24 protein-coding genes and 1 tRNA gene are annotated in these 23,511 nt (G+C 67.5%); 3 read left to right on the top strand and 22 right to left on the bottom strand.

What is annotated here, in order from left to right:
• Window positions 1-13: 13 nt before the first annotated feature.
• The 18 genes from IFT82_RS05745 to IFT82_RS05660 all read right to left on the bottom strand — a co-directional run bounded on the left by IFT82_RS05745 (window position 14) and on the right by IFT82_RS05660 (window position 18,601).
• Window positions 14-1,006: a cell division protein FtsQ/DivIB gene (locus IFT82_RS05745; RefSeq protein ID WP_192125369.1), complete on the bottom strand. Its 993-nt coding sequence runs from the start codon at window positions 1,004-1,006 to the stop codon at window positions 14-16.
• Window positions 1,003-1,974: a D-alanine--D-alanine ligase gene (locus IFT82_RS05740; RefSeq protein WP_192125368.1), complete on the bottom strand. Its 972-nt coding sequence runs from the start codon at window positions 1,972-1,974 to the stop codon at window positions 1,003-1,005. Before IFT82_RS05740 ends, IFT82_RS05745 begins: the two co-directional genes overlap by 4 nt.
• Window positions 1,971-2,846: a UDP-N-acetylmuramate dehydrogenase gene (murB, locus tag IFT82_RS05735; protein WP_192125506.1), complete on the bottom strand. Its 876-nt coding sequence runs from the start codon at window positions 2,844-2,846 to the stop codon at window positions 1,971-1,973. Before murB ends, IFT82_RS05740 begins: the two co-directional genes overlap by 4 nt.
• Before the next feature lie 17 nt (window positions 2,847-2,863).
• On the bottom strand, window positions 2,864-3,064 hold the full coding sequence (locus IFT82_RS05730) for a hypothetical protein (RefSeq protein ID WP_192125367.1): 201 nt from the start codon (window positions 3,062-3,064) through the stop codon (window positions 2,864-2,866).
• On the bottom strand, window positions 3,061-4,494 hold the full coding sequence (murC, locus tag IFT82_RS05725; RefSeq protein WP_192125366.1) for a UDP-N-acetylmuramate--L-alanine ligase: 1,434 nt from the start codon (window positions 4,492-4,494) through the stop codon (window positions 3,061-3,063). The genes IFT82_RS05730 and murC overlap by 4 nt, the downstream gene beginning before the upstream one ends.
• Before the next feature lie 30 nt (window positions 4,495-4,524).
• Window positions 4,525-5,664, bottom strand: a complete 1,140-nt coding sequence (gene murG / locus IFT82_RS05720) for an undecaprenyldiphospho-muramoylpentapeptide beta-N-acetylglucosaminyltransferase (protein WP_192125365.1) — start codon at window positions 5,662-5,664, stop codon at window positions 4,525-4,527.
• Window positions 5,661-6,908 (bottom strand): FtsW/RodA/SpoVE family cell cycle protein, encoded by a 1,248-nt coding sequence (locus tag IFT82_RS05715; RefSeq protein WP_192125364.1) that lies wholly within the window; start codon window positions 6,906-6,908, stop codon window positions 5,661-5,663. The genes murG and IFT82_RS05715 overlap by 4 nt, the downstream gene beginning before the upstream one ends.
• Window positions 6,905-8,203, bottom strand: a complete 1,299-nt coding sequence (murD, locus tag IFT82_RS05710) for a UDP-N-acetylmuramoyl-L-alanine--D-glutamate ligase (RefSeq protein WP_192125363.1) — start codon at window positions 8,201-8,203, stop codon at window positions 6,905-6,907. The genes IFT82_RS05715 and murD overlap by 4 nt, the downstream gene beginning before the upstream one ends.
• Complete coding sequence (mraY, locus tag IFT82_RS05705; RefSeq protein WP_192125362.1) at window positions 8,200-9,270, bottom strand: phospho-N-acetylmuramoyl-pentapeptide-transferase; 1,071 nt, start codon at window positions 9,268-9,270, stop codon at window positions 8,200-8,202. Before mraY ends, murD begins: the two co-directional genes overlap by 4 nt.
• Window positions 9,270-10,631 carry a UDP-N-acetylmuramoyl-tripeptide--D-alanyl-D-alanine ligase gene (locus tag IFT82_RS05700; protein ID WP_192125361.1) on the bottom strand — a complete coding sequence of 454 codons (1,362 nt, stop codon included), beginning with the start codon at window positions 10,629-10,631 and terminating at the stop codon, window positions 9,270-9,272. The genes mraY and IFT82_RS05700 overlap by 1 nt, the downstream gene beginning before the upstream one ends.
• Window positions 10,628-10,816, bottom strand: a complete 189-nt coding sequence (locus IFT82_RS05695; protein WP_192125360.1) for a hypothetical protein — start codon at window positions 10,814-10,816, stop codon at window positions 10,628-10,630. Before IFT82_RS05695 ends, IFT82_RS05700 begins: the two co-directional genes overlap by 4 nt.
• Window positions 10,813-12,228: a UDP-N-acetylmuramoyl-L-alanyl-D-glutamate--2,6-diaminopimelate ligase gene (locus IFT82_RS05690; RefSeq protein WP_192125359.1), complete on the bottom strand. Its 1,416-nt coding sequence runs from the start codon at window positions 12,226-12,228 to the stop codon at window positions 10,813-10,815. Before IFT82_RS05690 ends, IFT82_RS05695 begins: the two co-directional genes overlap by 4 nt.
• Before the next feature lie 10 nt (window positions 12,229-12,238).
• Complete coding sequence (locus tag IFT82_RS05685; protein WP_192125358.1) at window positions 12,239-13,957, bottom strand: peptidoglycan D,D-transpeptidase FtsI family protein; 1,719 nt, start codon at window positions 13,955-13,957, stop codon at window positions 12,239-12,241.
• Window positions 13,954-14,589 (bottom strand): hypothetical protein, encoded by a 636-nt coding sequence (locus IFT82_RS05680; protein ID WP_192125357.1) that lies wholly within the window; start codon window positions 14,587-14,589, stop codon window positions 13,954-13,956. Before IFT82_RS05680 ends, IFT82_RS05685 begins: the two co-directional genes overlap by 4 nt.
• Window positions 14,586-15,530, bottom strand: a complete 945-nt coding sequence (rsmH, locus tag IFT82_RS05675; RefSeq protein ID WP_192125356.1) for a 16S rRNA (cytosine(1402)-N(4))-methyltransferase RsmH — start codon at window positions 15,528-15,530, stop codon at window positions 14,586-14,588. The genes IFT82_RS05680 and rsmH overlap by 4 nt, the downstream gene beginning before the upstream one ends.
• A complete protein-coding gene (locus IFT82_RS05670; RefSeq protein ID WP_342355058.1) occupies window positions 15,527-16,030 on the bottom strand; it encodes a division/cell wall cluster transcriptional repressor MraZ in 504 nt (167 codons plus the stop codon). The genes rsmH and IFT82_RS05670 overlap by 4 nt, the downstream gene beginning before the upstream one ends.
• 256 nt (window positions 16,031-16,286) lie before the next feature.
• The gene (locus IFT82_RS05665) at window positions 16,287-17,267 is read right to left on the bottom strand and encodes an NADP-dependent oxidoreductase (protein WP_192125355.1); all 981 of its coding nucleotides are present in this window, start codon (window positions 17,265-17,267) and stop codon (window positions 16,287-16,289) included.
• 131 nt (window positions 17,268-17,398) lie between these two features.
• Complete coding sequence (locus IFT82_RS05660; protein ID WP_192125354.1) at window positions 17,399-18,601, bottom strand: DUF2171 domain-containing protein; 1,203 nt, start codon at window positions 18,599-18,601, stop codon at window positions 17,399-17,401.
• Between the two features lie 237 nt (window positions 18,602-18,838).
• Here IFT82_RS05660 and IFT82_RS05655 point away from each other — a divergent pair.
• Window positions 18,839-18,914, top strand: a tRNA-Ala gene (locus IFT82_RS05655).
• A 362-nt stretch (window positions 18,915-19,276) separates the two neighbouring features.
• Here the strand turns inward: IFT82_RS05655 and IFT82_RS05650 are convergent.
• From IFT82_RS05650 to IFT82_RS21285, 3 genes are all read right to left on the bottom strand, one after another.
• The gene (locus IFT82_RS05650) at window positions 19,277-19,516 is read right to left on the bottom strand and encodes a DUF6894 family protein (protein ID WP_192125353.1); all 240 of its coding nucleotides are present in this window, start codon (window positions 19,514-19,516) and stop codon (window positions 19,277-19,279) included.
• A gap of 127 nt (window positions 19,517-19,643) precedes the next feature.
• Window positions 19,644-20,375, bottom strand: coding sequence for a Crp/Fnr family transcriptional regulator (locus tag IFT82_RS05645; protein ID WP_192125352.1), 732 nt, complete (start codon window positions 20,373-20,375; stop codon window positions 19,644-19,646).
• Window positions 20,376-20,579: 204 nt separating this feature from the next.
• On the bottom strand, window positions 20,580-21,227 hold the full coding sequence (locus tag IFT82_RS21285) for a Crp/Fnr family transcriptional regulator (RefSeq protein WP_342355057.1): 648 nt from the start codon (window positions 21,225-21,227) through the stop codon (window positions 20,580-20,582).
• Between the two features lie 441 nt (window positions 21,228-21,668).
• Between IFT82_RS21285 and IFT82_RS05635 the strand changes: the two genes are divergently transcribed.
• The gene (locus IFT82_RS05635; protein WP_192125350.1) at window positions 21,669-21,833 is read left to right on the top strand and encodes a hypothetical protein; all 165 of its coding nucleotides are present in this window, start codon (window positions 21,669-21,671) and stop codon (window positions 21,831-21,833) included.
• Window positions 21,830-22,612, top strand: coding sequence for a Crp/Fnr family transcriptional regulator (locus IFT82_RS05630; RefSeq protein ID WP_192125349.1), 783 nt, complete (start codon window positions 21,830-21,832; stop codon window positions 22,610-22,612). The genes IFT82_RS05635 and IFT82_RS05630 overlap by 4 nt, the downstream gene beginning before the upstream one ends.
• Window positions 22,613-22,730: 118 nt before the next feature.
• Here the strand turns inward: IFT82_RS05630 and IFT82_RS05625 are convergent, their stop codons facing one another.
• Complete coding sequence (locus IFT82_RS05625; protein ID WP_244646533.1) at window positions 22,731-23,300, bottom strand: hemerythrin domain-containing protein; 570 nt, start codon at window positions 23,298-23,300, stop codon at window positions 22,731-22,733.
• Window positions 23,301-23,511: the final 211 nt, after the last annotated feature.

The following is a 23,511-nucleotide window of genomic DNA, read 5'->3' as shown; positions in this document are numbered from 1 at the left end:
CCGTATCGGCACCCTAGCCTTCGGCGCCGCCCGTGTCGCCGCCCGTTTCGGCCCCGCCGCCGACCGGGGCAGGTGTGGCCGCGCTGCCGGGATCGGACCCGACCTGCGCGGGTTCGGTCCCGTCGCCGACCTTGGCGGGATCGGCCAATGCATGGTTCTGATTCATTCCGGGCTTTCGCGCAACCAGCTTCGCGGGGTCGCGCATGTCGAAGCGCAGCCAGCCGCGCCCCAGCAGCGGCCGTGCCCCGTCGAGATCGGCGAAGCGGACCAGCGCGCGGGCGGCGTCATCCTCCGGCAGGGCCAGCACCTCGCCGCTGTCGAAGGTCAGGTCCCAGCGGCGGTTGCCGATCCAGGTGGCGGCACGGATACGGGGTTTGAGCGAGGGCGCGGCGGCGAGCAGCGCCTGATAGCTCGCCTCCTGCCGGTCCGCCCCCGGGCCTATCACCAAGGGCAACGCCGGCACCGCATCGGGGCGCACCGGTTCCAGCATCACGCCCTGCGCATCGATCAGCATCAGCTGTCCACGATCCTGCCACACCGCCGCCGGGGTCCGCTCGACGATATCGACCAGCAGCGTATCGGGCAGCCGGCGCGAGACGTGCGCGTCCGCGATCCAGCCGTAGCGCAGCAGGTTCTGCCGCACCCCTTCCAGATCGACCAGCGGCATCGCCCGGCTGCGCTGGTCTAGCGCGACGGCATAGACGGTCATCCGGTCCATCCGCCGCAGGCCGGTGATCTCGATCTGCTCGACGCGGAACCCCGCCTGCCCCGCCGTCTCGGCCAGCGCGGCGCCGACCATGCCGGGGATGCCGATCCACACCGCCGCTGCGACCACGACCGCGCCGGTGGTGCCGGTGATCGCCCAGGTGACTACGCGGCGCAGCGTCTGTTCGCTGACGGGCAGGCGCGCGACGACGCGGTCGAGCAGCGGCACCTTTTTCACCGGCTGCTTGCGGCGCGGCGCGGGGCGCTTGGGCGGGGCGCCACGCTTGATCGTGCGGCTCATCCCGCGCCCACCTCGACGCCCGCCATCGCCTCGTCGACGATCGCCTGTACTAGCGTGGCGTAATCCATCCCGACATGACGCGCCTGTTCGGGCACGAGGCTGAGCGGGGTCATGCCGGGCTGGGTGTTCACCTCCAGCAGGAACAGCCCGTCGACGCCGCGCTCGTCGTCCCAGCGGAAGTCGGACCGGCTGGCCCCCTTGCAGCCGAGCAGGCGATGCGCCTCCAGCGCCAGCGCCTTGCACGCATCGGCGATTTCGTCCGGGATGCGCGCGGGGCAGACATGTTCGGTCAGGCCATCGGTGTATTTCGCATCGAAATCGTACCAGCCGTTCTTCGGGATCAGTTCGGTGACGCCCAGCGCGCGGTTGCCCAGCACCGCCGTCGTCAGTTCGCGGCCACGGATATAGGGTTCGGCGAGCAGCTCGTCGAATTCCTGCCAGGGGCCGGCGGCATCGCGGGAGATGGGGTCGCCAAGGTTACCATCCGCCGTCACGATCGCGACGCCGACCGACGAGCCTTCGCTGACGGGTTTCAGCACATAGGGACGCGGCAGCGGATCGCGCTCGAACAGGTCGGCGGAGCGGACGATGCGGCCGCCCGGCATCGGCACGCCATGCGGCACCAGCGCCTGCTTGGTCAGCACCTTGTCGATCGCGATGACCGAGGTGGCGAGGCCACTATGCGTATAGCGCAGGCCCATCAGGTCCATCATGCCCTGCACGCTGCCGTCTTCCCCCGGCGTGCCGTGCAGCGCGTTGAAGACGAGGTCGGGCTGTGCCGCCGCCAGCCGCGCGGCGACGTCGCGGCCCATATCGATCCGGGTGACGCGGTGGCCGCGCGATTCCAGCGCATCGGCGACGCCCGCGCCCGATTGCAGCGAGACCGACCGCTCGGCGGACCAGCCGCCCATCAGCACCACGATGTGAAGGGGAGAGGACACCGCGTCAGCCACACCAAACTCCGTCATGCCATGCCCACCCGCCGGATTTCCCATTCCAGCGTCACGCCGCTGTCCGCCTGCACCCGTGCCCGGACATCCTCGCCCAGCGCCTCGATATCGGCGCTGGTCGCATTCCCCCGATTGAGCAGGAAATTGCAATGCTTCTCCGACACCTGTGCATCGCCACGGGTCAGGCCGCGACAGCCGGCGGCGTCGATCAGCGCCCATGCCTTGTGGCCGGGCGGGTTCTTGTAGGTCGAGCCGCCGGTCTTCGCGCGCAGCGGCTGCGATGCCTCGCGCGCGGCGGCGATGCGGTCCATCTCCGCCTGGATCGCGGCGGGATCGCCCGGGGTGCCCCGGACCGTCGCCTCGATCACGATCGCGCCGTCCGGCAGCGCGGAATGGCGGTAGGTGTAGTCGAGATCCGCCACCGCCATCCGCGTGACGGCGCCGTCGCGCCCGACGACGGTGCAGGAGACGAGGATATCGGCGACCTCGCGGCCATAGGCGCCGCCGTTCATCCGCACGAAGCCGCCGACCGTGCCGGGAATGCTGCGCAGGAACTCGATCCCCGCGATCCCCGCGTCGCGCGCGGTGGAGGCGGCAAGGATACCGGAGGTGCCGCCGCCGCAGATCATCGTGTCGCCATCCGCGCGGGCGAAGGCGAACGGCTTGCCGAGGCGGATCACCACCCCCGCCACGCCGCCGTCGCGCACGATCAGGTTGGAGCCGAGGCCCAGCGCCATCACCGGCACCGCCGGGTCGAGCGCCGCGAGGAACGCCGACAGGTCGTCCGCATCCGCCGGTTCGAACAGCCATTCCGCCGGGCCGCCCGCCTTGAACCACACCAACGGTGCGAGCGGCGCGGACCGGGTCAGCCGGCCACGGACCGGCGGCATCGGCGCATCGCCCGCGCTCACCAAGGACCGACGCCCCATAGTCGCGTCCATGCCTGCCACGCGGCGAGGTTCGCCTCCGCCGCCTTGCGCGATGCTTCCTGCGCCTGCACCATCGCGTCGCCGGCCTTGGTCGCCTGACTGCCGAAATCGAGTGCCTGTTTCTGCGCATCGAGCATCTGCTTCTGAAGGTCGATCGACGCCTTGAACCAGTCGCTCATGATGATGCTCCCTCTTGCCGTTTGTCTGCGATCGCCCGCGCGAGGCCGGCGGCCCATTTGGTGATGTCGCCCGCGCCCAGGCAGACGATCATGTCCCCCGCCGCGATCGTGCCCGCCAGTTCGTCGGCCAGCGCATCGGCATCGGCGACGACGCCGGCATGGCGATGGCCGCGCCGCTTCAATCCCGCGACCAGCGCCTCGGCATCGACGCCCTCAACCGGCGTTTCGCCTGCCGCATAGACCGGGGTCACCAGCACGCGATCGGCATCGTTGAACGCGGTCTGGAACTCCTCCATCAGGTTGCCGAGCCGCGAATAGCGGTGCGGCTGGACGACCGCGATCACCCGGTTCTCTACCCCTTCGCGCGCGGCGGCCAGCACCGCGCGGATTTCGACGGGGTGGTGGCCGTAATCGTCGATCACCGTGGCATGGCCGTCGCCCACCGCGACGCTGCCGACGTTGGTGAAGCGGCGCTTGACCCCGCCGAACTGGCCGAAGCCCTGCTGGATCACCGCATCGGGGATGCCCATTTCCAGCGCGACGCCGATCGCGGCGAGCGCGTTCTGGACGTTGTGGCGGCCCGGCATCGGCAGTTCGATTCCCTCGATCGACCTGGTCGCGCCGTCACGGGCGCGGACGATGCATTCGAAACGATTGCCGCCCGGTACCGGCGTGACGTTCACGCCGCGCACGTCCGCCTGCGCGGAGAAGCCATAGGTGACGACGCGGCGGTCGCGCACGCGCGGCAGGATGTTCTGCACCTCCGGATGATCGAGGCAGAGCAGCGCCGCACCGTAGAAGGGCACGTTCTCGACGAATTCGACGAAGGCGTCCTTCACCGCGTCGAACGATCCGTAATGGTCGAGATGCTCGGGATCGATGTTGGTCACGACCGCGATGGTGCCGTCGAGGCGCAGGAAGCTGCCGTCGCTCTCGTCCGCCTCCACCACCATCCAGTCGGACGCGCCGAGCCGGGCGTTCGAGCCGTAGCTGTTGATGATGCCGCCGTTGATGACGGTGGGGTCGACCCCGCCGGCATCGAGCAGCGCGGCGATCATCGAGGTCGTCGTCGTCTTGCCGTGGGTGCCCGCCACCGCGACGGTCGATTTCAGCCGCATCAGTTCGGCGAGCATCTCCGCCCGGCGGACGACGGGGACACGCCGCTCCAGCGCGGCCTCCACCTCCGGGTTGGAGCGGACGATCGCGGTCGAGGTGACGACGACGGCGGCATCACCGATGTTGGCGGCGGCATGGCCGATCGCCACGGGAATGCCCTTGTCGCGCAGCCCCTGCACGACATAGCCCTCCGCCACGTCGGACCCCTGCACGCGGTAGCCGAGGTTCTTCATCACCTCCGCGATCCCGGACATGCCGATGCCGCCGATCCCGACGAAGTGGATCGTGCCGATGTCGGTTGCCACGCCCCTCATGCGCCCATCCCCTTCATGCGCCCATCCCTTTCATGCGAACGCCGCCTTCTGCTGGCGCCGTGGCACCGGCAGGCGCGCGGGCGGCGCATCGAGGCTTTCGACCAGATCGGCGAGGTCGCTCACCGCATCGGGCCGGCCGATGCTGCGCGCGCGACCGGCGGCGTTTTCGAGGGCGACGGGATCGAGCCCGAGTTTCTGCATCTGCTTGGCCAGTTCGACCGCGGTGAAGCGGGATTGGGGGATGGTGCGCGCGCCGCCGATCGCGGTCATCTCGCGCGCATTGGCGGTCTGGTGATCGTCGGTCGCGGTGGCGAGGGGGACGAGGATGGCGGGGCGGCCCGCCGCGGTCAGTTCGGCGATGGTCGAGGCGCCGGCGCGGCCGATCACGACATGCGCCCATGCCAGCTGTTCGGGCATGTCGGGCAGATAGGTGGCGAGATCGGCGGCGATCTGGTGTTCGGCATAGAGCGCGCGGGCGGCGTCGATATCCTCGATCCGCGCCTGATGCGTCACCTGCAACCGGCGGCGGAACGCGGGCGGCAGCATCGCGAGCCCGGCGGGCACCACCTTGCTCAGGATGCTCGCCCCCTGGCTGCCACCGGTGACGAGGACGCGGAAGATACTGTCCTCCTCCAGCAGCGGATAGGGGCGAGCGCGCAGTGCCAGCACCGCCTCGCGCACGGGATTGCCGACGAGGTGGGTCTTGCCGGCCAGCTTGTCCGGCAGGCGCTCGGTCCGGTCGTAGGAGGTGGCGATCGCATCGACCCGGCGCGCGACGAGGCGGTTTACCCGGCCCAGCACCGCGTTCTGTTCATGCACCGCCGTCGGGATACCCGCCGCGAACGCCGCCAGCAGCGCGGGCATCGCCGGATAGCCGCCGAAGCCGATCACCGCCGCCGGGCGCGCGTCACGGTACAGTTGCCGCGCCATCGCCCGCCCGCGCCACATCTCACGCAGCGCCTTGGCATAGCCGAGCGGCCCGCCCGCGAACCGCCCGGCGGGCAGGACATGCGTCTGGATGCCGTCGAACAGACCGGGAAAGCGCACGCCGCGCGCATCCGACACCAGGGCGACATGATGGCCGCGCCGGGTCAGTTCCGTCGCCAGCGCGGCGGCGGGGACCATGTGCCCGCCGGTGCCCCCGGCCGCCAATACGTAATGCTTCGTCATTCGCCGCTCCAGCGGACCACATAAGGCGACCGCGTCAGGAACGGATTGCGCCGGGTGAACGCCAGCAGCAAGCCCATGCCGATCGACAACGCGATCATCGACGATCCGCCATAGCTGATGAACGGCAGCGTCATCCCCTTGGACGGCGCCATGCCGGTGTTGACCGCCATCGAGATGAAGGCCTGCATCCCGAACTGGGTGGCGAGGCCGGAGGCGGCGAGCAGCTTGAATTCGTCCTGCTCGTCCAGCAGCTTGACGAACACCCGCACGACGATGGCGAGGAACACCACCGCGATCACCGCGCAGGCGATCAGCCCGAATTCCTCACCGATCACGGAGAAGATGTAATCGGTATGCGCCTCCGGCAGGCCGAATTTGGCAGCACCCGCGCCGGGGCCGGTGCCGGTCCAGCCACCCGCGGTCAGCGTGCGGTGCGCGGCATCGACCTGAAAATGGTCGGCCGCGCCCTCGCCGTCGGTGCCAGGAAACAGGAACGCGTCGATTCGCTGGCGCGCGGTGCTGTAGAACAGATAGCCCGCGACCAGCCCGGCGGGGGCGAGCGAGGCCAGCCCGACCAGCACCTTCGTCGGCGTGCCCGCGATCATCAGCAGCGCCATCCACACCGCGCAGAACACCACCGTCTGCCCGAAATCGGGTTGCAGCATCAGCGTGACCGCGATGCCGGCCGTGATCGCCCCGGTGATGAGGACCGTCGGCAGTTCCTGATCCTTCGCCTTCAGCGACAACAGCCACGCGATGGTGACGATGAACAGCGGTTTCAGGAATTCCGATGGCTGGAACTGCGCGAAGCCATAGCCGATCCAGCGTTTCGCGCCATTCACCTCCACCCCGAACAGCGGGGTCAGCGCCAGCAGCACCGCGAACAGGATCGCCCCCGACACCGCCAGCCGCCGCGCCATGGTGACCGGCAGCATCGACACGACGATCATCACCGGCAACGACACGCCGACCCACATCAACTGCCGCCAGAAATAATAGAGCGGCGCGATCTTGTGCTTGTCGCCCGAATAACGGACCGCCGACGCCGGGCTGGCCGCCGCCACCGCGATCAGCCCGATCGCGATCAGGAACAGCGTCAGCAGCAGCAGCATCCGGTCGATATCCCAGAACCACGTGCCGAGCGGCGAGCGATCGCCGCGCCCGCCGCGCTTCTTCACCTGTGCGATCAGGCGGGCGCCCTTGCCGCCCGCAGCCGGTCCGGCCCCTGCGCGAACGTCGGTCATGCCAGCGCCTCCACCGCGCGCACGAACGCGGCGCCACGCTCCTCATAATCGCGGAACTGGTCGAAACTGGCGCAGGCCGGGGACAGCAGCACCACCTCGCCGGGCTGTGCCGCCGCCGCCGCCGCTGCCACGGCGGCAGCCAGCGTGTCGAGACGATCGACGGGCAGGTGCGGAGCCAGTACCTCCGCGAAGCGCGGCCCCGCCTCCCCGATCGTATAGGCGTGGACGACGTGATCGAAATGCGGCGCGCAGGCGCTCAGGTCGTCGCCCTTGGGCTTGCCACCGACGATCCAGTGGATGCGCGGGAAGGCGGCGAGCGCGGGGGCGGCGCTGTCGGGGTTGGTCGCCTTGGAATCGTTGACGAAGGCGACCCCGCCGATCGTCGCGACCCGCTCCATCCGGTGCGGCAGGCCGGCGAAGCTGGCGAGGCCACGGTCGATATCCGCCTCCGCGATCCCCAGCGCGCGCGCGACGGCGATGGCGGCGAGCGCGTTCTGCGCGTTGTGCGGTCCCTGCAACGACGGCCAGCCGCGCTGGTCCATGCAGACGCCAGGCGCGATCTTGGTCAGATGCTCGCCGCGTGCCGACAGCGAACGGGCGATCGCGGCGGAGGGGGCGTCGCCGATGCCGATCACCGCGTCGTGGCCCGGCGACTGCATCGCGAACAGCCGCGCCTTGGACGCGGCATAGGCGTCGAACCCGTCATACCGGTCGAGATGGTCGGGCGTGACGTTGAGCAGCACCGCGACGTCGCAGTCGAGGCTTTGCGTCAGGTCGATCTGGTAGCTGGACAGTTCCAGCACATAGACGCCGCCCGCCGGCAGCGGCACCTGTTCGAGGATCGGCAGTCCGATATTGCCGCCCATCAGCGCCGGGATGTCGGCGGTGTCGCACAGATGCTTCACCAGCGCGGTGGTGGTCGATTTGCCGTTGGTGCCGGTGATGCCGACGACCTTGTGCGGCGGCAGGTCCGCGCGGGCCTGCGCGAACAGTTCGATATCGCCGATGATCGGCACCCCCGCCGCGCGCGCCTTGTCCGCCAGCGGATGGGTGTTGAGCGGCACCCCGGGCGACACCACCAGCGCGTCGAAACCCGTCACGTCGTCGAGCGGGGCAAGCGTCAGCGTGCCCGCATCCACCGTTTCGCGCACGAACGGCTGACGCCGCGCCTCATCGGTATCCCATGCCGTCACGTCGGCCCCGCCCGCTTCGAGCGCGGCGACCGTCGCCGTGCCGGAACGCGCCAGCCCCAGCACGGCATAGCGCCGGCCCGCCCATTCACGTGCGACGATCACCGCAGCTTCAACGTCGACAGGCCGGCCAGCGCCAGCACGAAGGCGATGATCCAGAAGCGGATCACCACGGTCGGTTCCGACCAGCCGAGCTGTTCGAAATGATGGTGGATCGGCGCCATGCGGAACACGCGGCGGCCGGTGCGCTTGTAGAAGAACACCTGGATGATGACGCTCAGCGCCTCGACCACGAACAAGCCGCCGATGATGCCCAGCACGATCTCGTGATGCGCGACCACCGCGATGGTGCCGAGCGCTCCGCCGAGCGCGAGGCTGCCGGTGTCGCCCATGAAGACCGCCGCGGGGGGGGCGTTGAACCATAGGAAGGCAAGCCCCGCCCCCACGACCGCGCCGCAGAAGATCGCCAGCTCACCCGCGCCCGGCACATGCTGGATGCCCAGATAATCCGCGAACTTCGCATTGCCGGCCAGATAGACGATGACCATCAGCGCAACGCTGGCGATGATGACCGGCATCGTCGCGAGGCCATCGAGCCCGTCGGTCAGGTTCACCGCGTTGCCGAAGGCGACGATCGTGAACGCGGCGAACAGCGGGTAGAAATACCAGAGTTCGATATACATGCGGTTGGTGAAGGGCAGGTACAGGCCGGTGCCGTTCTGGCGCATGATGATCCACGCCGCGATCCCGGCGATCAGGAATTCCAGCAGCAGCCGCACACGACCGGGCACGCCCGCCGTCGTCGCCTTCCTTACCTTGTCGTAATCGTCGAGGAAGCCGATCGCGCCGAACCCCAGCGTCACGAACAGGCACGCCCAGACATACGGATTGGCAAGGTCCATCCACAACAGGATCGCCAGCGCCATCGCGGTCAGGATCATCAACCCGCCCATCGTCGGCGTGCCGCGCTTGGCGAGGTGGGTCTGCGGCCCGTCGGCACGGATCGGCTGGCCCTTGCCCTGGCGCACGCGCAGCCAGCCGATGAACCTCGGCCCGATGATCAGGCCGATGAACAGCGCCGTCGCCACCGCCGCGCCCGTCCGGAACGATTGGTAGCGGATGAGGTTGAGGAGCCCCTGGAAACCCAGATGCTCGGCGATCCAGAACAACATTATCCGCCCTTCAGCGCTGCGATCACGCGGGCCAGCCCGACCCCGTTCGATCCCTTGACCAGCACCGCGTCGCCGGGCGCCAGCAAGGCGCGCAACCGGTCGAGTGCCGCCGAAGCGTCGGGCACATGGACGATGTTCACCCGTCCCTCAAGCGTTTCCGCCAGCGGCCGCATCGCTTCGCCGACCAGCACGGCCGTTTCGACGCGGGCGTCCTCCACCGCAGCGGCGAGACCGGCATGATAGTCGGCCGAGGCATCGCCCAGTTCGCGCATCTCGCCCAGCACCGCGACATGCCGGCCCGGCTCGGTCGTCAGCACCGCCAGCGTCGCGCGCATCGAGGCGGGATTGGCGTTGTAGCTTTCGTCGATCACCAGCGCCTCGCCACCCGCCACCGCCGTATGGAACCGCGCGCCGCGCCCCGCCAGCCCGCCGAGATCGGTGAGGGCCAGCCCCGCCAGCCCCAGATCGCCGCCGACCGCCTCGACCGCCGCCAGCACCGCCAGCGCGTTCGATACCCAGTGCGCGCCGGGTTGCGACAGGGTGAAGCTAAGTTCGCGCTCCCCCGTCCGTACCGTCATGAAGGTGCCGGTACCGACCCGTACCGCCTCGACCGCGCGCACATCCGCGCCCATGCCGCTGCCGAAGGTGACGATGCGGCCTGCATAAGGGCGTGCCGCCGCGACCAGCCGGTCGCGGTGCCGGCTGTCGAACGGCACGATCGCGGTGCCGCCCGGCTCCAGTCCGCGAAAGATTTCGCCCTTGGCATCGGCGATCGCGGCCTCGTCGGCGAAGAATTCGGTGTGGGCGGGCGCGATCGCGGTGACGACCGCGACGTGCGGGCGCACCAGCGTGGTCAGGTGCGCCAGTTCGCCGGGGTGGTTCATCCCCATCTCCAGCACCGCCGCCCGGGTGGCGGCAGGCATCCGCGCCAGACTGAGCGGCACGCCGGTATGGTTGTTGTAGCTCTTGACCGAGCGATGCGCCTGCCTGGGCCAGATCCGGTCGAGGCAGGCGAACAACGCCTCTTTCGCGCTGGTCTTGCCGACCGAACCGGTGACGCCGATCACGCGCGCCGATGTCCGCGCGCGGGCGGCGCGGGCGATATCCTCCAGCGCGGCGAAGCTGTCCGCCACCCGCACATGCGGGCCATCGCAGGCCGCGGCAACGATCGCCCCCGCCGCGCCTTGCGCGAATGCCTGCGGCAAAAAGCGGTGGCCGTCGGTCGCCTCGCCCGCCAGCGCCACAAACAGGTCGCCCGGCCCGACCTCGCGACTGTCGAACGCCACACCATCGGCGGTGAAGCCGGCGGACGCCGTGCCACCGGTCGCGGCCGCCAGGTCGGCGGCGGTCCACAGGCTCATTGGTCGTTCGCCAGGGGCGGGCCGCCATAGCGCAGGCCGAGCCGGGGCCGCTCGCCATCGTCGTTGATCGCGGGCTTCGCCGGGCGGACGCGCAGGTCGGGCGGCAACAGCCGCTTACCCTTGGGCGCGGGTCGGAACCAGTCGGGGGAGATGCCGTCCGTCTGACTCACGTCCGCCTTCTTCATCCCGCACACTCCCGCGCTACTGCCACATCATCGAACGGCAGCACCAGATCGCCGACGATCTGGCCCTGTTCATGCCCCTTGCCCGCGATCAGGACGATGTCCTGCGCGTCCGCCCCGCGCACCGCGGCGGCGATCGCGGTGCGGCGGTCGCCGATCTCGGTCGCGCCCGGTGCGCCCTGCATCACCATCCGGCGGATCGCGGCGGCATCCTCGCTGCGGGGATTGTCGTCGGTCACGATCACGCGATCCGCCTGCGCGGCGGCGACCTGCCCCATCGGTTCGCGCTTGCCCGCATCACGGTCGCCACCCGCGCCGAACACCACGATCAGGCGGCCACCGGCATGGGGCTTCAGCGCCGCGATCGCCGCTTCCAGCGCATCGGGGGTATGCGCATAATCGACATAGATCGGCGCGCCGCTGCGCGCGATCGCCGCGCGTTCCAGCCGGCCGCGCACCGGTTGCAACCGGGCGATCGCCTGCAACGTCGGGCCGACCGGTGCGCCGGTCGCGATCACCAGCCCGGCCGCGACCAGCGCGTTCGCCGCCTGATACGCACCGATCAGCGGCAGGTTGACGTGGTGCGTCTCCCCCTCCGCCTCGATCACCAGCCCCTGCCCCAGCAGCGTCGGGTCTCGCCCGACGAGGCGCAGGGTCGCGCCGCGCTCGCCGACCGTGACCAGCCGGTTGCCCCGCTCGCGCGCCAGATCGATCACCCGGTCCGCCTGCGGATCGTCCGCCCAGATGACGGCGGTGCCGTCCGGCGACAGCACTTCGGAGAACAGCCGCATCTTCGCGGTCAGATACGCCGCCATGTCGCCATGATAGTCGAGGTGATCGCGGCTGAGGTTGGTGAAGGCGGCGGCGGCGATGCGCAGCCCCTCGGTCCGGTATTGCGTCAGCCCGTGGCTCGATGCCTCGAACGCGAGATGCGTCACCCCCTCGCGCGCCAGCCCGGCGACGTTGGACAGGAAGGTGACGATATCGGGCGTGGTCAGCCCCGTCGTCACCCGCTCGTCGGCGGTGGTGACGCCCAGCGTGCCGATCGAGGCGGCATGGTGCCCCGCCATCCGCCACAATTGCCGCGTCATCTCCACGACCGAGGTCTTGCCGTTGGTGCCGGTGACCGCGACCGTGGTCGGCGGAAACGGCGCGAAGAACCGCGCGGCGAGCCGGGCAAAGGCGGCACGGGGTTCGTCGTCGGCGATATGCACCGCCCCCTCGACCACCGCCTCCGGTCGCGCGACAACCGCGATCGCGCCGCCGCGAATGGCATCGGCGATATAGTCCTCGCCATCGACGCGGGTGCCGCGGAACGCACCGAACACGGTGCCGGGCGCGACCTTGCGGTGATCGATCGCGAACCCGGTGACGGCGATGTCCTGCCCGCCGCCGGTAAGCTGACCCAGCTTCATCGTACCCGCCTCAATGCCCGGCCGTCGCCGGACGACGGCTGGGATCGTCCCACAGCGTCGGCGTGATGTCCGATACGTCGATGTCGCGCGTTTCGTCCGGCACCACGCCCAGCATCGCGCCGATCCGCGAGACGGTGCGCCCGACGACGGGGGCCGCATTCCACGCCGCGGTCTTCCAGCCACCGGTTTCCTTGGTGCCGAGCGGCGAATCGAGCATCGCCAGCACGACATAGCGCGGCGCATCCATCGGGAACGCGGCGGCGAAGGTGGCGACGTTGCGCGACCGGTCATACCCGCCCGCGACCGCCGCCTCGGCGGTGCCGGTCTTGCCGCCGACGCGGTAACCGGGCGCCTCGCCCTTGCGGCCGGTGCCGCGCTGCACGATCAGCCGCAGCATCTGTCGCATCCGCGCGCTGGTCTGCTCGCTGATGACGCGGCGCCCCTCCGGCACATGGCCGGGCGCGACCTTCAGCAGCGTCGTCGGCCGCCAGATGCCGCCGTTGACCAGCGTGGCATAGGCATTGGCGAGATGCAGCGGCGTCACCGCGATGCCGTGGCCATAGGCCGTCGTCATCGTCGTCGTCCGCGCCCAATAGGTCGGCCAGAGCGGCCGGCCCTTCTCGCGCAGTTCGATATCGGGCTTGGTGTCGAAGCCCAGCTTGCGGAACATCGTCTGCATCCGTTCCGGCCCAACCTCGTCGGCGACGCGGGCGGTGGCGATGTTCGACGAATAGATCAGCGTTTCCGCCATGTTCAGCCAGCGCTGCGGATCGCCGCGCTCGTCATGGATCGTATAGCCGCCGACCTTCAGCGGATGCGTCGCGTCGAACCGGCGCGCGAACGAGGTGACGACGCCGGTATCCATCGCGGTCGCCATCGTGATCGGCTTGAAGGTCGATCCCAGCTCGAACACGCTCTGCGTGGTGATGTTGCGCAGTTCCTCGCTGCCCGCCATGCCGACGCGGTTGGGGTTGAAGGTGGGCAGCGACACCATCGCGATCACCTCGCCCGTGGCGACGTCGAGCACGATGCCGCCGCCGCCGCGCGCCGAGAAGGTCGTCATCGCGCGGCCCAGTTCGCTCTCCATCGCCGCCTGCACGCGGGTATCGATCGACAGCGCGACGGGCGCGCCGCTGGTCGCGGGATTGGTCAGCCGCTCGTCCAGCACCCGCTCCATCCCGCTCATGCCGTGGCCGTCGGTGGACAGGAAACCCAGCGCGTGTGCCGCCATCGTCGATTGCGGATAGAGGCGCTGCGTCTCGCGCGCGAAGACGATCGCGGGTTCGCCCAGCGCGTTCACCTGCTCGACCAGCGCGGGGCTGGCCCGGCGCTGGAGATAGGTGAACGACACGTCCTTGGTCAGTTGCGCATAGAACCACGCCTGATCGCCGCGATCGGGCATCAGCGCGGCCAGCTTGGCGGCGATCTCGGTCTTGTCGCCCATCAGCTTTTTCGGGTGGACCGCGATCGTCCAGGCGTCGATCGTCCGCGCCAGCGGCGCGCCGTTGCGGTCGACGATGTCGCCGCGCCCCGCCAGCACGGCGACGCGCGCCTTCGCCTCCGCGCCGGAGAACACCGCCAGCACCGCCAGCCGCCCCAGGACCAGCAGCACCGCGCCGGCGAACAGCAGCAGCATCACCATCAGCCGGGTATGCGCGGTCGCCACCAGCTGATGACGCTGGCGGAGGCCGCCCTGCTGCGGCAGCGGACGGGCGACGAGCGTGGTCATCGCTTGGTGCGTGCCTCCGCGCGGGCGCCCGACAGGATGTCACCCAGCGTGTTGTCGGACAGCAGCTTGCGATCGAGCAGCGCCACCGCCTCCGGCCGGACGCGCGCCACCGCGGCGACCGCGACCTGACGCGCGACGGAGGCATCGGCGGTGCGGACGGTGGCGGCGGCGGCGGTCCGCTGGACGGTGGTGGCGGCGGCCGTCGCGGCGGGGGCGGCAGGACGGGGCGCGTTGGCGGCGACCAGCGTCATCGCCACGGGTGCCGGCGCACCGGCGGGCACGACCAGGGCGGCGGTGCGCACGGTCGCCTGCCCCGGCACGCCGCCCATGGCCGGCGCGGTCAGGTCGAGCGAGGCAAGCTGCGCCTCGTCACCCACGAACTGGCCGGCGGTGGGCGAGGACAGGGCCAGCGTGTCGCCGTTCCACTTTTCCAGCTGGGCCAGATTGGCGCGCGTATCGAACTCCGTCTCCAGCGCGCGGATGTCGCGCTGGGCGGATTCGATGCGGCGATCCATCTGTTCCAGCTTCTTGCGCTCGCCCGCCACCTGCAGCGAGACGAGATAGAAGCCGAGGACGACGGCGACGCAGCCGCCGAACCAGCCGATCCCCTTGAACCGATACGCCGCCGTCATACGCTCACCTCCACCTGTGCCGTCCATGCGGGCGCCGCCGTGCGCCGTGCCATTCTGAGTGTCGCGGAACGGGCGCGCGGGTTCGCCGCCACCTCCGCCTCGCCGGCGCGGACACCGCGGCCGACGGATTCGAAACTGGGAGCGGCCGAGGCCGCGGCCTGCGGCGCGTGCCGCGATCCGGCGGGCGCGCCGCCGGACCGGTCGCGCAGGAACCGCTTCACCATCCGGTCCTCCAGGCTGTGGAACGTCACCACCGCCAGCCGACCGCCCGGCTTCAGCACCCGCTCCGCCGCCGCCAGCCCCTCGGCCAGTTCGTCCAGCTCGCGGTTCACATGGATGCGGATCGCCTGGAAGGTGCGGGTCGCCGGGTCCTTCTTGTCGTGCGGCTTGTACCCCAGCGCGCGACGGACCACCGTGGCGAGATCGCCGGTGCGGACCAGCGGCCGCGCCGCGACGATCGCGCGGGCGATGCGGCGCGACTTCGGCTCGTCCCCGTACCGATAGATGACGTCGGCGATCGCCGCCTCGTCCGCCTCGTTCAGGAAATCGGCCGCGCTCTGCCCCTCCTGGCTCATTCGCATGTCAAGCGGGCCATCCGACTGGAACGAGAAACCGCGCCCCGCCTGGTCGAGTTGCATCGACGACACCCCGATATCCATCGTCACGCCATCGACCTGTTCCTCGCCCAGATCGGCGAGCGCGGCGACCATCGCGGAGAAATCGGCATGGACCAGCGTCAGCCCCTCCAGCACCGCTGCCTGCCCGGCGGCGATCGCATCGGGATCGCGGTCGAACGCGATCACCCGCGCCCCCGCCGCCAGCAGTGCACGGGTATAGCCGCCCGCGCCGAACGTGGCATCGACGATCGTTTCGCCGGGGGCGGGCGCGAGCGCGACGACGACCTCGTCCATCAGGACCGGGATGTGCGGGGCGTCGCTCACAGCGTCACCCCCTTCTGCATCATGTAGAAGCGGCAGGCGGCCTTGACGTTGGCGGCCATGGACTCGGTTTCGATCAGCGTCTTGGGATCCCAGATTTCGATATAGTCGAACACGCCGAAGAAGAACGCGTGCTCGCCGATCCCCGCATAGAAGCGCGGGAAGGCGGGCATGATGAAGCGACCGGACCCGTCGAAGGGCACCGCCTCGCCGGCGGCGGCCCGGCGCTTGATGTTGTAGTCGAACTCGCCGTCCGGGCCGGCGAACGCCGCCTCGCGCCGGTCGAGCTGCTCGGCGAGGATGTCGAGATAGCCCGGATCATAGGCGACAAGGCATTTGTTGACCGGATTCTGATGGGGGCCGACCACGATCGTACCGCCATTCTTGCCGTCCGCCTTGGGCGCGTTCGCCGCCAGCGTGGCGCGAAGTGCGTTGGGAATGGCTACCCGACCCTTGTCGTCGACAAGGCCGATGCCGTCTCCCTGATAACGCCCCCTGCTCACCACGTAGCCCTCGCACCCGGCAAGCACGACTCCTCCGCCACGAACCGCGACCATCGCCGCGATCCGGATGCCACTGCATGCGGAGAGTCTGCCCCTGAAGTAACCTGGGTCTATCAGTCGCCCTATGGCGTCGCAACGGGATTTTTAGGGATTATTGGGGATTTGCTGGGGCAATGCGGCAGAACGAGGGCGATCATGGGTAAAGCCCGCGCCGGATCGTCCGTTCGCCGTCGAACAGGCGATCCGTTTCGGGGTTTTACAGCTTTACCAGCATCTTGCCGGTGTTACCGCCGGTGAAGAGCGCCATGAACGCCGCCGGGGTGGCCTCCAGCCCGTCATGCACGGTTTCCTCGCGTTTCAATGTGTTGGCCATACCGGCCATGTCACGATAGAATTCGGAGGCGCGGCCGAAGAAGTCGGTGACGATGAACCCCTGCATCCGCACCCGGTTGCCGATCAGGCGGGCGAGATATTTCAGTTCGGTCGGTTTGGCGTCGTTGTATACGTCGATCATGCCGCAGATCGCGAACCGCGCCCCGACTCGGGCATGGGCGAGCGCGGCGTCGAGATGGTCGCTGCCGACATTGTCGAAATAGACGTCGATGCCCCTGGGTGCCGCCTCGCCCAGCGCCTTGACGACCGGTCCGGCCTTGTAGTCGATCACCGCGTCCGCCCCGAGCGACCGGACCCATTCCACCTTGGCTGCGCCACCGGCCGAACCGATCACCGTCATCCCCTTGGCCTTGGCGATCTGCACCACCGTCGATCCGACCGCGCCCGCCGCTGCGGAGACGAACACGGTATCGCCCGCCTTCGCCTCCGCCACCGCCAGCAACCCCCAATATCCAGTCATCCCCGGCATCCCGAACTGGCCTAGAAACGCCTGGGGCGGCACGTCGATCGGGGGCAGTTTGCTGAATGCGCCGGCGGGGCCGGTCGCCTCGTCACGCCAGCCGAGCATGTGCTGCACGAGGTCGCCGGGCTTCAGGGCGGGATCGCGGCTCTCGATCACCTCGCCGATCGCGCCGCCCTCCATCGGCGCCCCGATCGCGAAGGGCGGTACATAGCTTTTCACGTCGTTCATCCGGCCGCGCATATAGGGGTCGACCGACAGCCAGCGGTTGGCGACGCGCACCTCCCCCTCGCCCAGCGCGACGCTGTCCAGCGTCACCAATGCGAAATCCTGGGCGACGGGGGTTCCCGCAGGTCGCGATGCCAGGGTCCAGGCGCGTGCCATGTTCGATCCTTTCTGATTGTTCGAATAACGGGTATGTCTTGCGGATAACAATCGCGCAAACGAAAAGGCCCGATCGCAACGGCGACCGGGCCTTCCGACGGACGATCACTCGCCCATATTCGAGTTTCGGGTCAGTACGTGCCCGAGAAGCTGCGGTTCAGGTTCTTGTCGTCACCGGTGGTGACCGATGCAGCGCCACCCGAGGCGGTACCAGTCGACGACGCGCTGGAAGCCGCCGAGTTCGCGTCGGTCCGCCCCGTTGCGTCACCACGGTTTTGCGTATCGCGGTTACCGCGTTCATTGTCGCCGTAACCGAACATCGCCTGGTTACGCTCCTCGTCGCGCCATGCGGACTTGGCTTCGTCGGCGGTCTTCGACAACGTCACCTTGTCATCGACCGACACCAGCCAGCTCGACGGGATCGAGTGGTGGCGACCACCCGCATCGGTATCGTTCTTGGTCAGCAGGATGCGGTCACCGCGCACCTTGTCGACCGTGCCGACATGGGTGCCGTCGGAGCCGACCACTTCCTGATGCTCCTTGACCTTGTTCAGCGAATCGCGCTGCGTCTGCCGGTTGGTCCGCCAGTTGGAGAATTCGGTTTCAAAGCGCGACCGGTTCTCGTTGCGATATTCGTCGTAATCCCGATCGAACGCCGCGATCTGGCTGGAGCGCCAGTTGCCATAGTGATCGTCATGCTGGCCACCGTTGCGATAGGCGCGGTCATCATACCGGGAGTCGGCCTCGCGACGCCGCTCGGCATCGTCATCGCCGAACCACGACCGTACCTCGTCGCCGGCGCGCTGGAAGAATCCGCGCTCCTCATAGTCATAGCCCTGCGGCTGGCGACCATAGCCCCGGCCGCCGTCCCGATCCCGACGCTGATCGTCGTCGGCATAGCGATCGCGGCCGACATTCTCGAACCGGCGTCCGTCGGAGGCATAGGAGCCCCGATACTCGTCACGTTGCCCGCGCGAATAGCGATCGTCACCCCGATCCTGGAAACGCTGGCCACCGTCGTCGCGGCCATAATCGGAATGGCCCCAGTCCGACGAGCGCTCCGGCCGGCCGTAGCCACCACGATAGTCCTCACGGTCGCGATCGAATGCGGCGCCACGCTGTTCGCCACGCTGGTCATAGCGTTGACCGCCGTAATTCGGCCGGCCCTGATCCTGTCGGCCATAACGGCCATCGTTCAACCGGCCCGCCGCGGCATAGTCGCGTGCGCTGGAATAGGTATAGTCGCGACCACTGCCGTAGTCCTGACCATAGCCGGCATCGCCGCCCTGATCGCCCTGTGAACCGGTGCTGCGCGGATAGCGTTCGTAAACCATGATGGTCTCCATTCTCCTGCGGTGGCGGCCCCCGTTTATCGGGCGGCCGTGACACGGTGGGAAAACGGTACGATGCGGCCGATGTTCCAGAAATCGCCGGACAAACACGGGCGAACCATCGCGTTCCCGTGCCGCCCTGTCGTTGATGGAACCGAATATCGGCACGGCTTGCAATGCCCGGATCGGCCGGCTAAATGCGGCATTCCCGGTGATGCCGGGTAATGCCGAAGGGCGGGCGGGGCTGTAGCTCAGATGGGAGAGCGCTGCAATCGCACTGCAGAGGTCAGGGGTTCGATTCCCCTCAGCTCCACCAACCCGCCCGCAGGCAACATCCGACAACCTCGTATACCATGAAGATGCGCCGGATGGCGCCCCGCCATCCGCGCCCACACCGTGATTTGCGCATCAGTGATTCATGGTGAGCATATTTCGACGGATGCCGCACCGGGAGCAGCGGACGACGCGGTTGCGAAACGTCTTTTTCGGGCCACGGACATCGGCGCGATCGACCCAGCGCCCGCCGCAACGACGCGCATGAACGATCCGCTCCGCCCTTTCCCGACGAGGTGGCGAGTCACGATCCTCGCGGCTGGGGAACGCGCTTTTCGATCCAAGTCCCCGTCACCGCCGCCATCAGGCGGATGCCCCGCCGCATCGCAAAGGCCGGACGATGACTCAGGGCCTTAGATCGATGACATCGCCGAAATATACTGCGTGCAACAGTGTACCTGCGCCATCGGTGATCTCGATCCGGTGAGATCGATAGATCGGCCGGCCCTCACGAATACCACTCGCCACCAGATCGCGGACGCCGGTCACTGTCTCTGCGATCACTCGGTTCAGATCGGGGCGTTCGATGCCCTCATAATCCGGGGCTTCGATATCGCTGAATATATTCAGGTGGAAACGTGGCATTCGCTCGCTCCGTCGGCCGGCGAGCCCTACGAGTCAGCCCACATGCATACCCTAAACGGGCAGAATTGCTGACGTTTCCACAACAAACATAGCCCGTACCGGTGATATCGGCTCGACGGGCGGCCGGTCACCCATATTCCACCCCCAGCGGACCGATCAGGCGCCGGTATTCGGCCTCCGGTACGCCGTAGCTGTCGCCCGCCAGTTCGGCGAGCTTGACACGATCGAGAATGATGACGCGGCCACGCTTGGAGCGGATCATGCCCGCACCCTCCAGAATATGCAGCGTCACGGTCACGTTGCTGCGGTCGGCGGAGATCATCATCCCCATAAACTCGTGGGTCAGCGCGATCTCGTCGCCGTCGATGCGATCGTCGCACATCAACAGCCAGCGCGCGAGACGCGATTCTATCCGGTGGGTGGCGTTGGTCGCGGTGCTTTGGGCGGACTGGACGAGGGTGGTCTGCACGTAGCGCAGCAACACGGTCCGCAAGGTCTGGCTCCGGGCGATCACGTCGACATAGCGATCGGCGTCTATCCGCAACGCATCCATCGGACCGATCTGCACGAAGCTTTCATGCGGCGAGCGATCGGAACCCAGCAGCAGGCAGGTGGCCGATACACCGTCGCGCCCGAAGATGCCGGCCTCGGTTCTTCCGCTATCGATCATGTCCGACACGATCGAGACGATGCCGCCTTCGGGGAAATACACGTGCTCGACCGGCTTGTTTGCCTGCAGGATCACCTCTTCGCGGGCAACCGATACGCGCGTCAGGTGCGGCTTGAGAAGACCGAGATCGTCCTCCGACAGCGCACCCAGCAGGGTATTGGGGGTATAATGATGATCGAGGTGCGACATCGCGCCCCTTCTGCTTGTTGGGGCGAAAGCATCGTGCGTCTTCCAGCCGTTCGCGCCCTGTCCCTCGGCAAACGGTACGAGAATTATACCGGTTCGGTCAGGTCGTCACAGGCTCTGTGTCCTACACAACAGAGCATGACGGACTGCCCGGTGTGCATTGCCGGATATGACGCCAACGCGGATAAACGTGCCGTCCACCCTTCGTCATTCGGACCGTGCCGTTTGGCCGCCGAACGGCAACACCACCGATGCGCGTCCGATCGGCCCGATCAGCCGTCGATACTCGGCCTCGGGAATGCCATAGCCGTCGCCGGCCAGCTCCTCCAGCTTGTCGCGGTCGCGGATGACGATGCGGCCGCGTTCGGCACGGATAAGGCCGGTCCCCTCCAGCACGTGCAGCGTGATCGTCACCTTGCTCCGCTCGGCACCGATCATCATGCTCATGAACTCATGGGTCAGCGCGATCTCGTCACCGTCGATCCGGTCGTGGCACATCAACAGCCACCGGGCGAGGCGCGCCTCCACCCGATGGGTCGCGTTGGTGGCCATGCTCTGCGCGGACTGGACGAGCGCCGTCTGCACATAACGGAGCAGGACGGTACGCAGGGTCTCGCTCCGGGCGATCATGTCGAGATAGCGATCCGCATCGATCCTCAGTGCGGCCATCGGGCCGACCTGGACGAAGCTGTCATGCGGGGAGCGATCGGCCCCGAGCAGCAGGCAGGTGGCCGACACCCCTTCGCGGCCGAAGATCCCGGCCTCGACGCTGCCGGTTTCGGTCATCACCGCAACGATGGACACGACGCCGCCTTCGGGGAAATAGACGTGTTCGACGGGCTGGTTGCGCTTCACCAGCGACTGTCGAGGTGCAATATCAACCCGACTCAGGTGCGGGACAAGCAAATCACGATCCTGATCGGATAGTGATTTCAGCAAGGTGTTGGGTGAGTTATAATAATCGCGTGACATTTCCGCGCCCTGAATATTGGGGGAAAGCCCGCTTGTCTTTCAGTCGAAACCGCCCTGAACATTGGTGTTCGATGGCGTTACCGTAGCTGGTTTGGGTACGGAGCGCTAACGGTGACTTTGTGTCCTGCACGACAATTCATGGCGGTAGCTGCGCTAACCCATGCGGTTATCGTCTTGTTTTGGCACGAAAAAATGCCTCAGCCCGATGGTGAGGAAACATAGGTTTCTTTTGTTGTGTACACGACAGTTCCGCTGTCTCGTCTTTCGACATCGGGATTTGCGGTTATGTACGGCGGGTTAACCGCTGATCCGAAGGAAGCCGTCATGCGTGAACCTGACCAATCCTATTACCAGCGCCGCGCCGAGGCAGAGCTTGCGCACGCCCAGCAATCGACGCTGAAGCCGGTAGTGCAGGCCCATTACGAATTGGCGGAAGCCTATCTCCGGAAAGTTTCGCTGGCGGAACGCGCCGAAGGAGCCACGTCATGATCGCGACGCATCGGCTCATGCACAGCTTCAATCGGCTCGATGTCGACGATGCGCAAGAGCTGATTGACACCCGTCTCTGGCAATGTGGCCTTCTATCCAGCCACGAGAGACACGCCTTGCGGGATGCGATGCGGACGGCAAAATCCGTTCCCGCCTATACCGATCTGATCCGCGAGGGGGACGACGCAGGCAACATGTTCATCATGCTCAGCGGCTGGGCCTGTCGCTATGCGACCACCAATGCCGGTGCCCGCCAACTGTCCGCGATCATGGTGCCCGGCGACGTCGGCAATCTCGGCTCGTTGATGCTGGATCGCCTTGGTTACGGGATGCGCACGCTGACCAAAGCAACGGTCGTAGCATTGCCGCGCCAACGCGCCCTCGCCCTCGCGTCGGAGCATCCCGGGATCGGCCGGGCGTTCACCTGGCTGTCGCTGACCGAAAATGCGATATTGAGCCAGTGGACGCTGTCACTGGGCCGACGACTGTCGATCGAGCGGCTGGCACACTTCCTGTGCGAACTGAGTGTCAGGCTGGATGCGGAGCGTGACAATCAGAGCCGCTTTGCCTTTCCCCTGACCCAGGAGACGATCGCGGATATGCTCGGGCTTACGCCGATCCATGTCAATCGCAAGATCCAGCAGCTTCGCGCCGATGGCCTCGTTGTCGATGTCGACCGGACGATGTGGCTACCGGACGTCGCCCGGCTGCGTGCCTTGGGCGGCTTCGATCCGGGATATCTGTACCGCAACGAGCCTCAGATCACGGAAATCATGTAGGAGATGCAGCGACGGCGATGCGCCCCCTTTGCCTGTCCCGGATATGCCGATGATGGCCTGGAGGTGCTGGTGCTGGATCACGCGCACATGATGGCGGCCCATCGGTCGGTTGAAACACTCAGGCCAGCTTCAGACCTTCCTTGTTCATCGCGGCCGTAATGTGATGGTTCTGTTCGTCGGTCAGCTTGCCACGCAGCTTTGGGAACAGGTCTTTCTCCTCTTCCTCCATATGACGTTCGATCAGACTGCGAAAATCTTTCAGCTTCGGTAGCCAGGCCGGGTCGCTTTTCGACATTTCGGTCAGGTCGAAAAAATACTGCTTCACATACCCATGCTCGTGATTGAGGTGATCGGCCGCGTCGGTCAGCCCCTGATCCCGCATCATCGCATAAACGACATTCTCTTCCTGAAACGCGTGCTTGCTGATCGCATGTTTCAATTGCATCAACAGGAAGGATCGGCGTGCGGTTGCATGGTCCTCCGTCTTCTCCAGCAGATCAAAAATCTTCAGGGCCGCGGCATGTTCTGCGGCCAGCGCGGCATCCCACTGACCGGCAAAGACCGTAGGCGCCTGCACGGCAGCTTTCCGAACGAGATTGGCCAGCAGGCCGGCGACCATACCGGCGGTCGCCCCGATCACGATCGTACGCCCGGTCGAGCCCGCTTCGGCTTTATGTCCAGTCATCATGCTGCTCCTTCCAAGCCAAAACCAGTAACGGATTTCGCTAAACAACTGTTCCAGTTGCGATTTATTATCGGCTCTGGCCATATTATGCGTGAAGCACGACCCAGGGCATCGGTGCACGGACTGATCCGATGAATGGCCGCGAATCGCGAAGACGCTGGCGACGCCATGTCATCGGTCTGACGCTGCCGATCCGGTCGAACACTCTGACACC

The organism is Sphingomonas sp. CFBP 8760 (genome assembly GCF_014841615.1).
Classification (GTDB): domain Bacteria; phylum Pseudomonadota; class Alphaproteobacteria; order Sphingomonadales; family Sphingomonadaceae; genus Sphingomonas.
The sequence above is the reverse complement of the archived record's forward strand: the minus strand, read 5'-3'. Positions and strand labels throughout refer to the sequence as shown.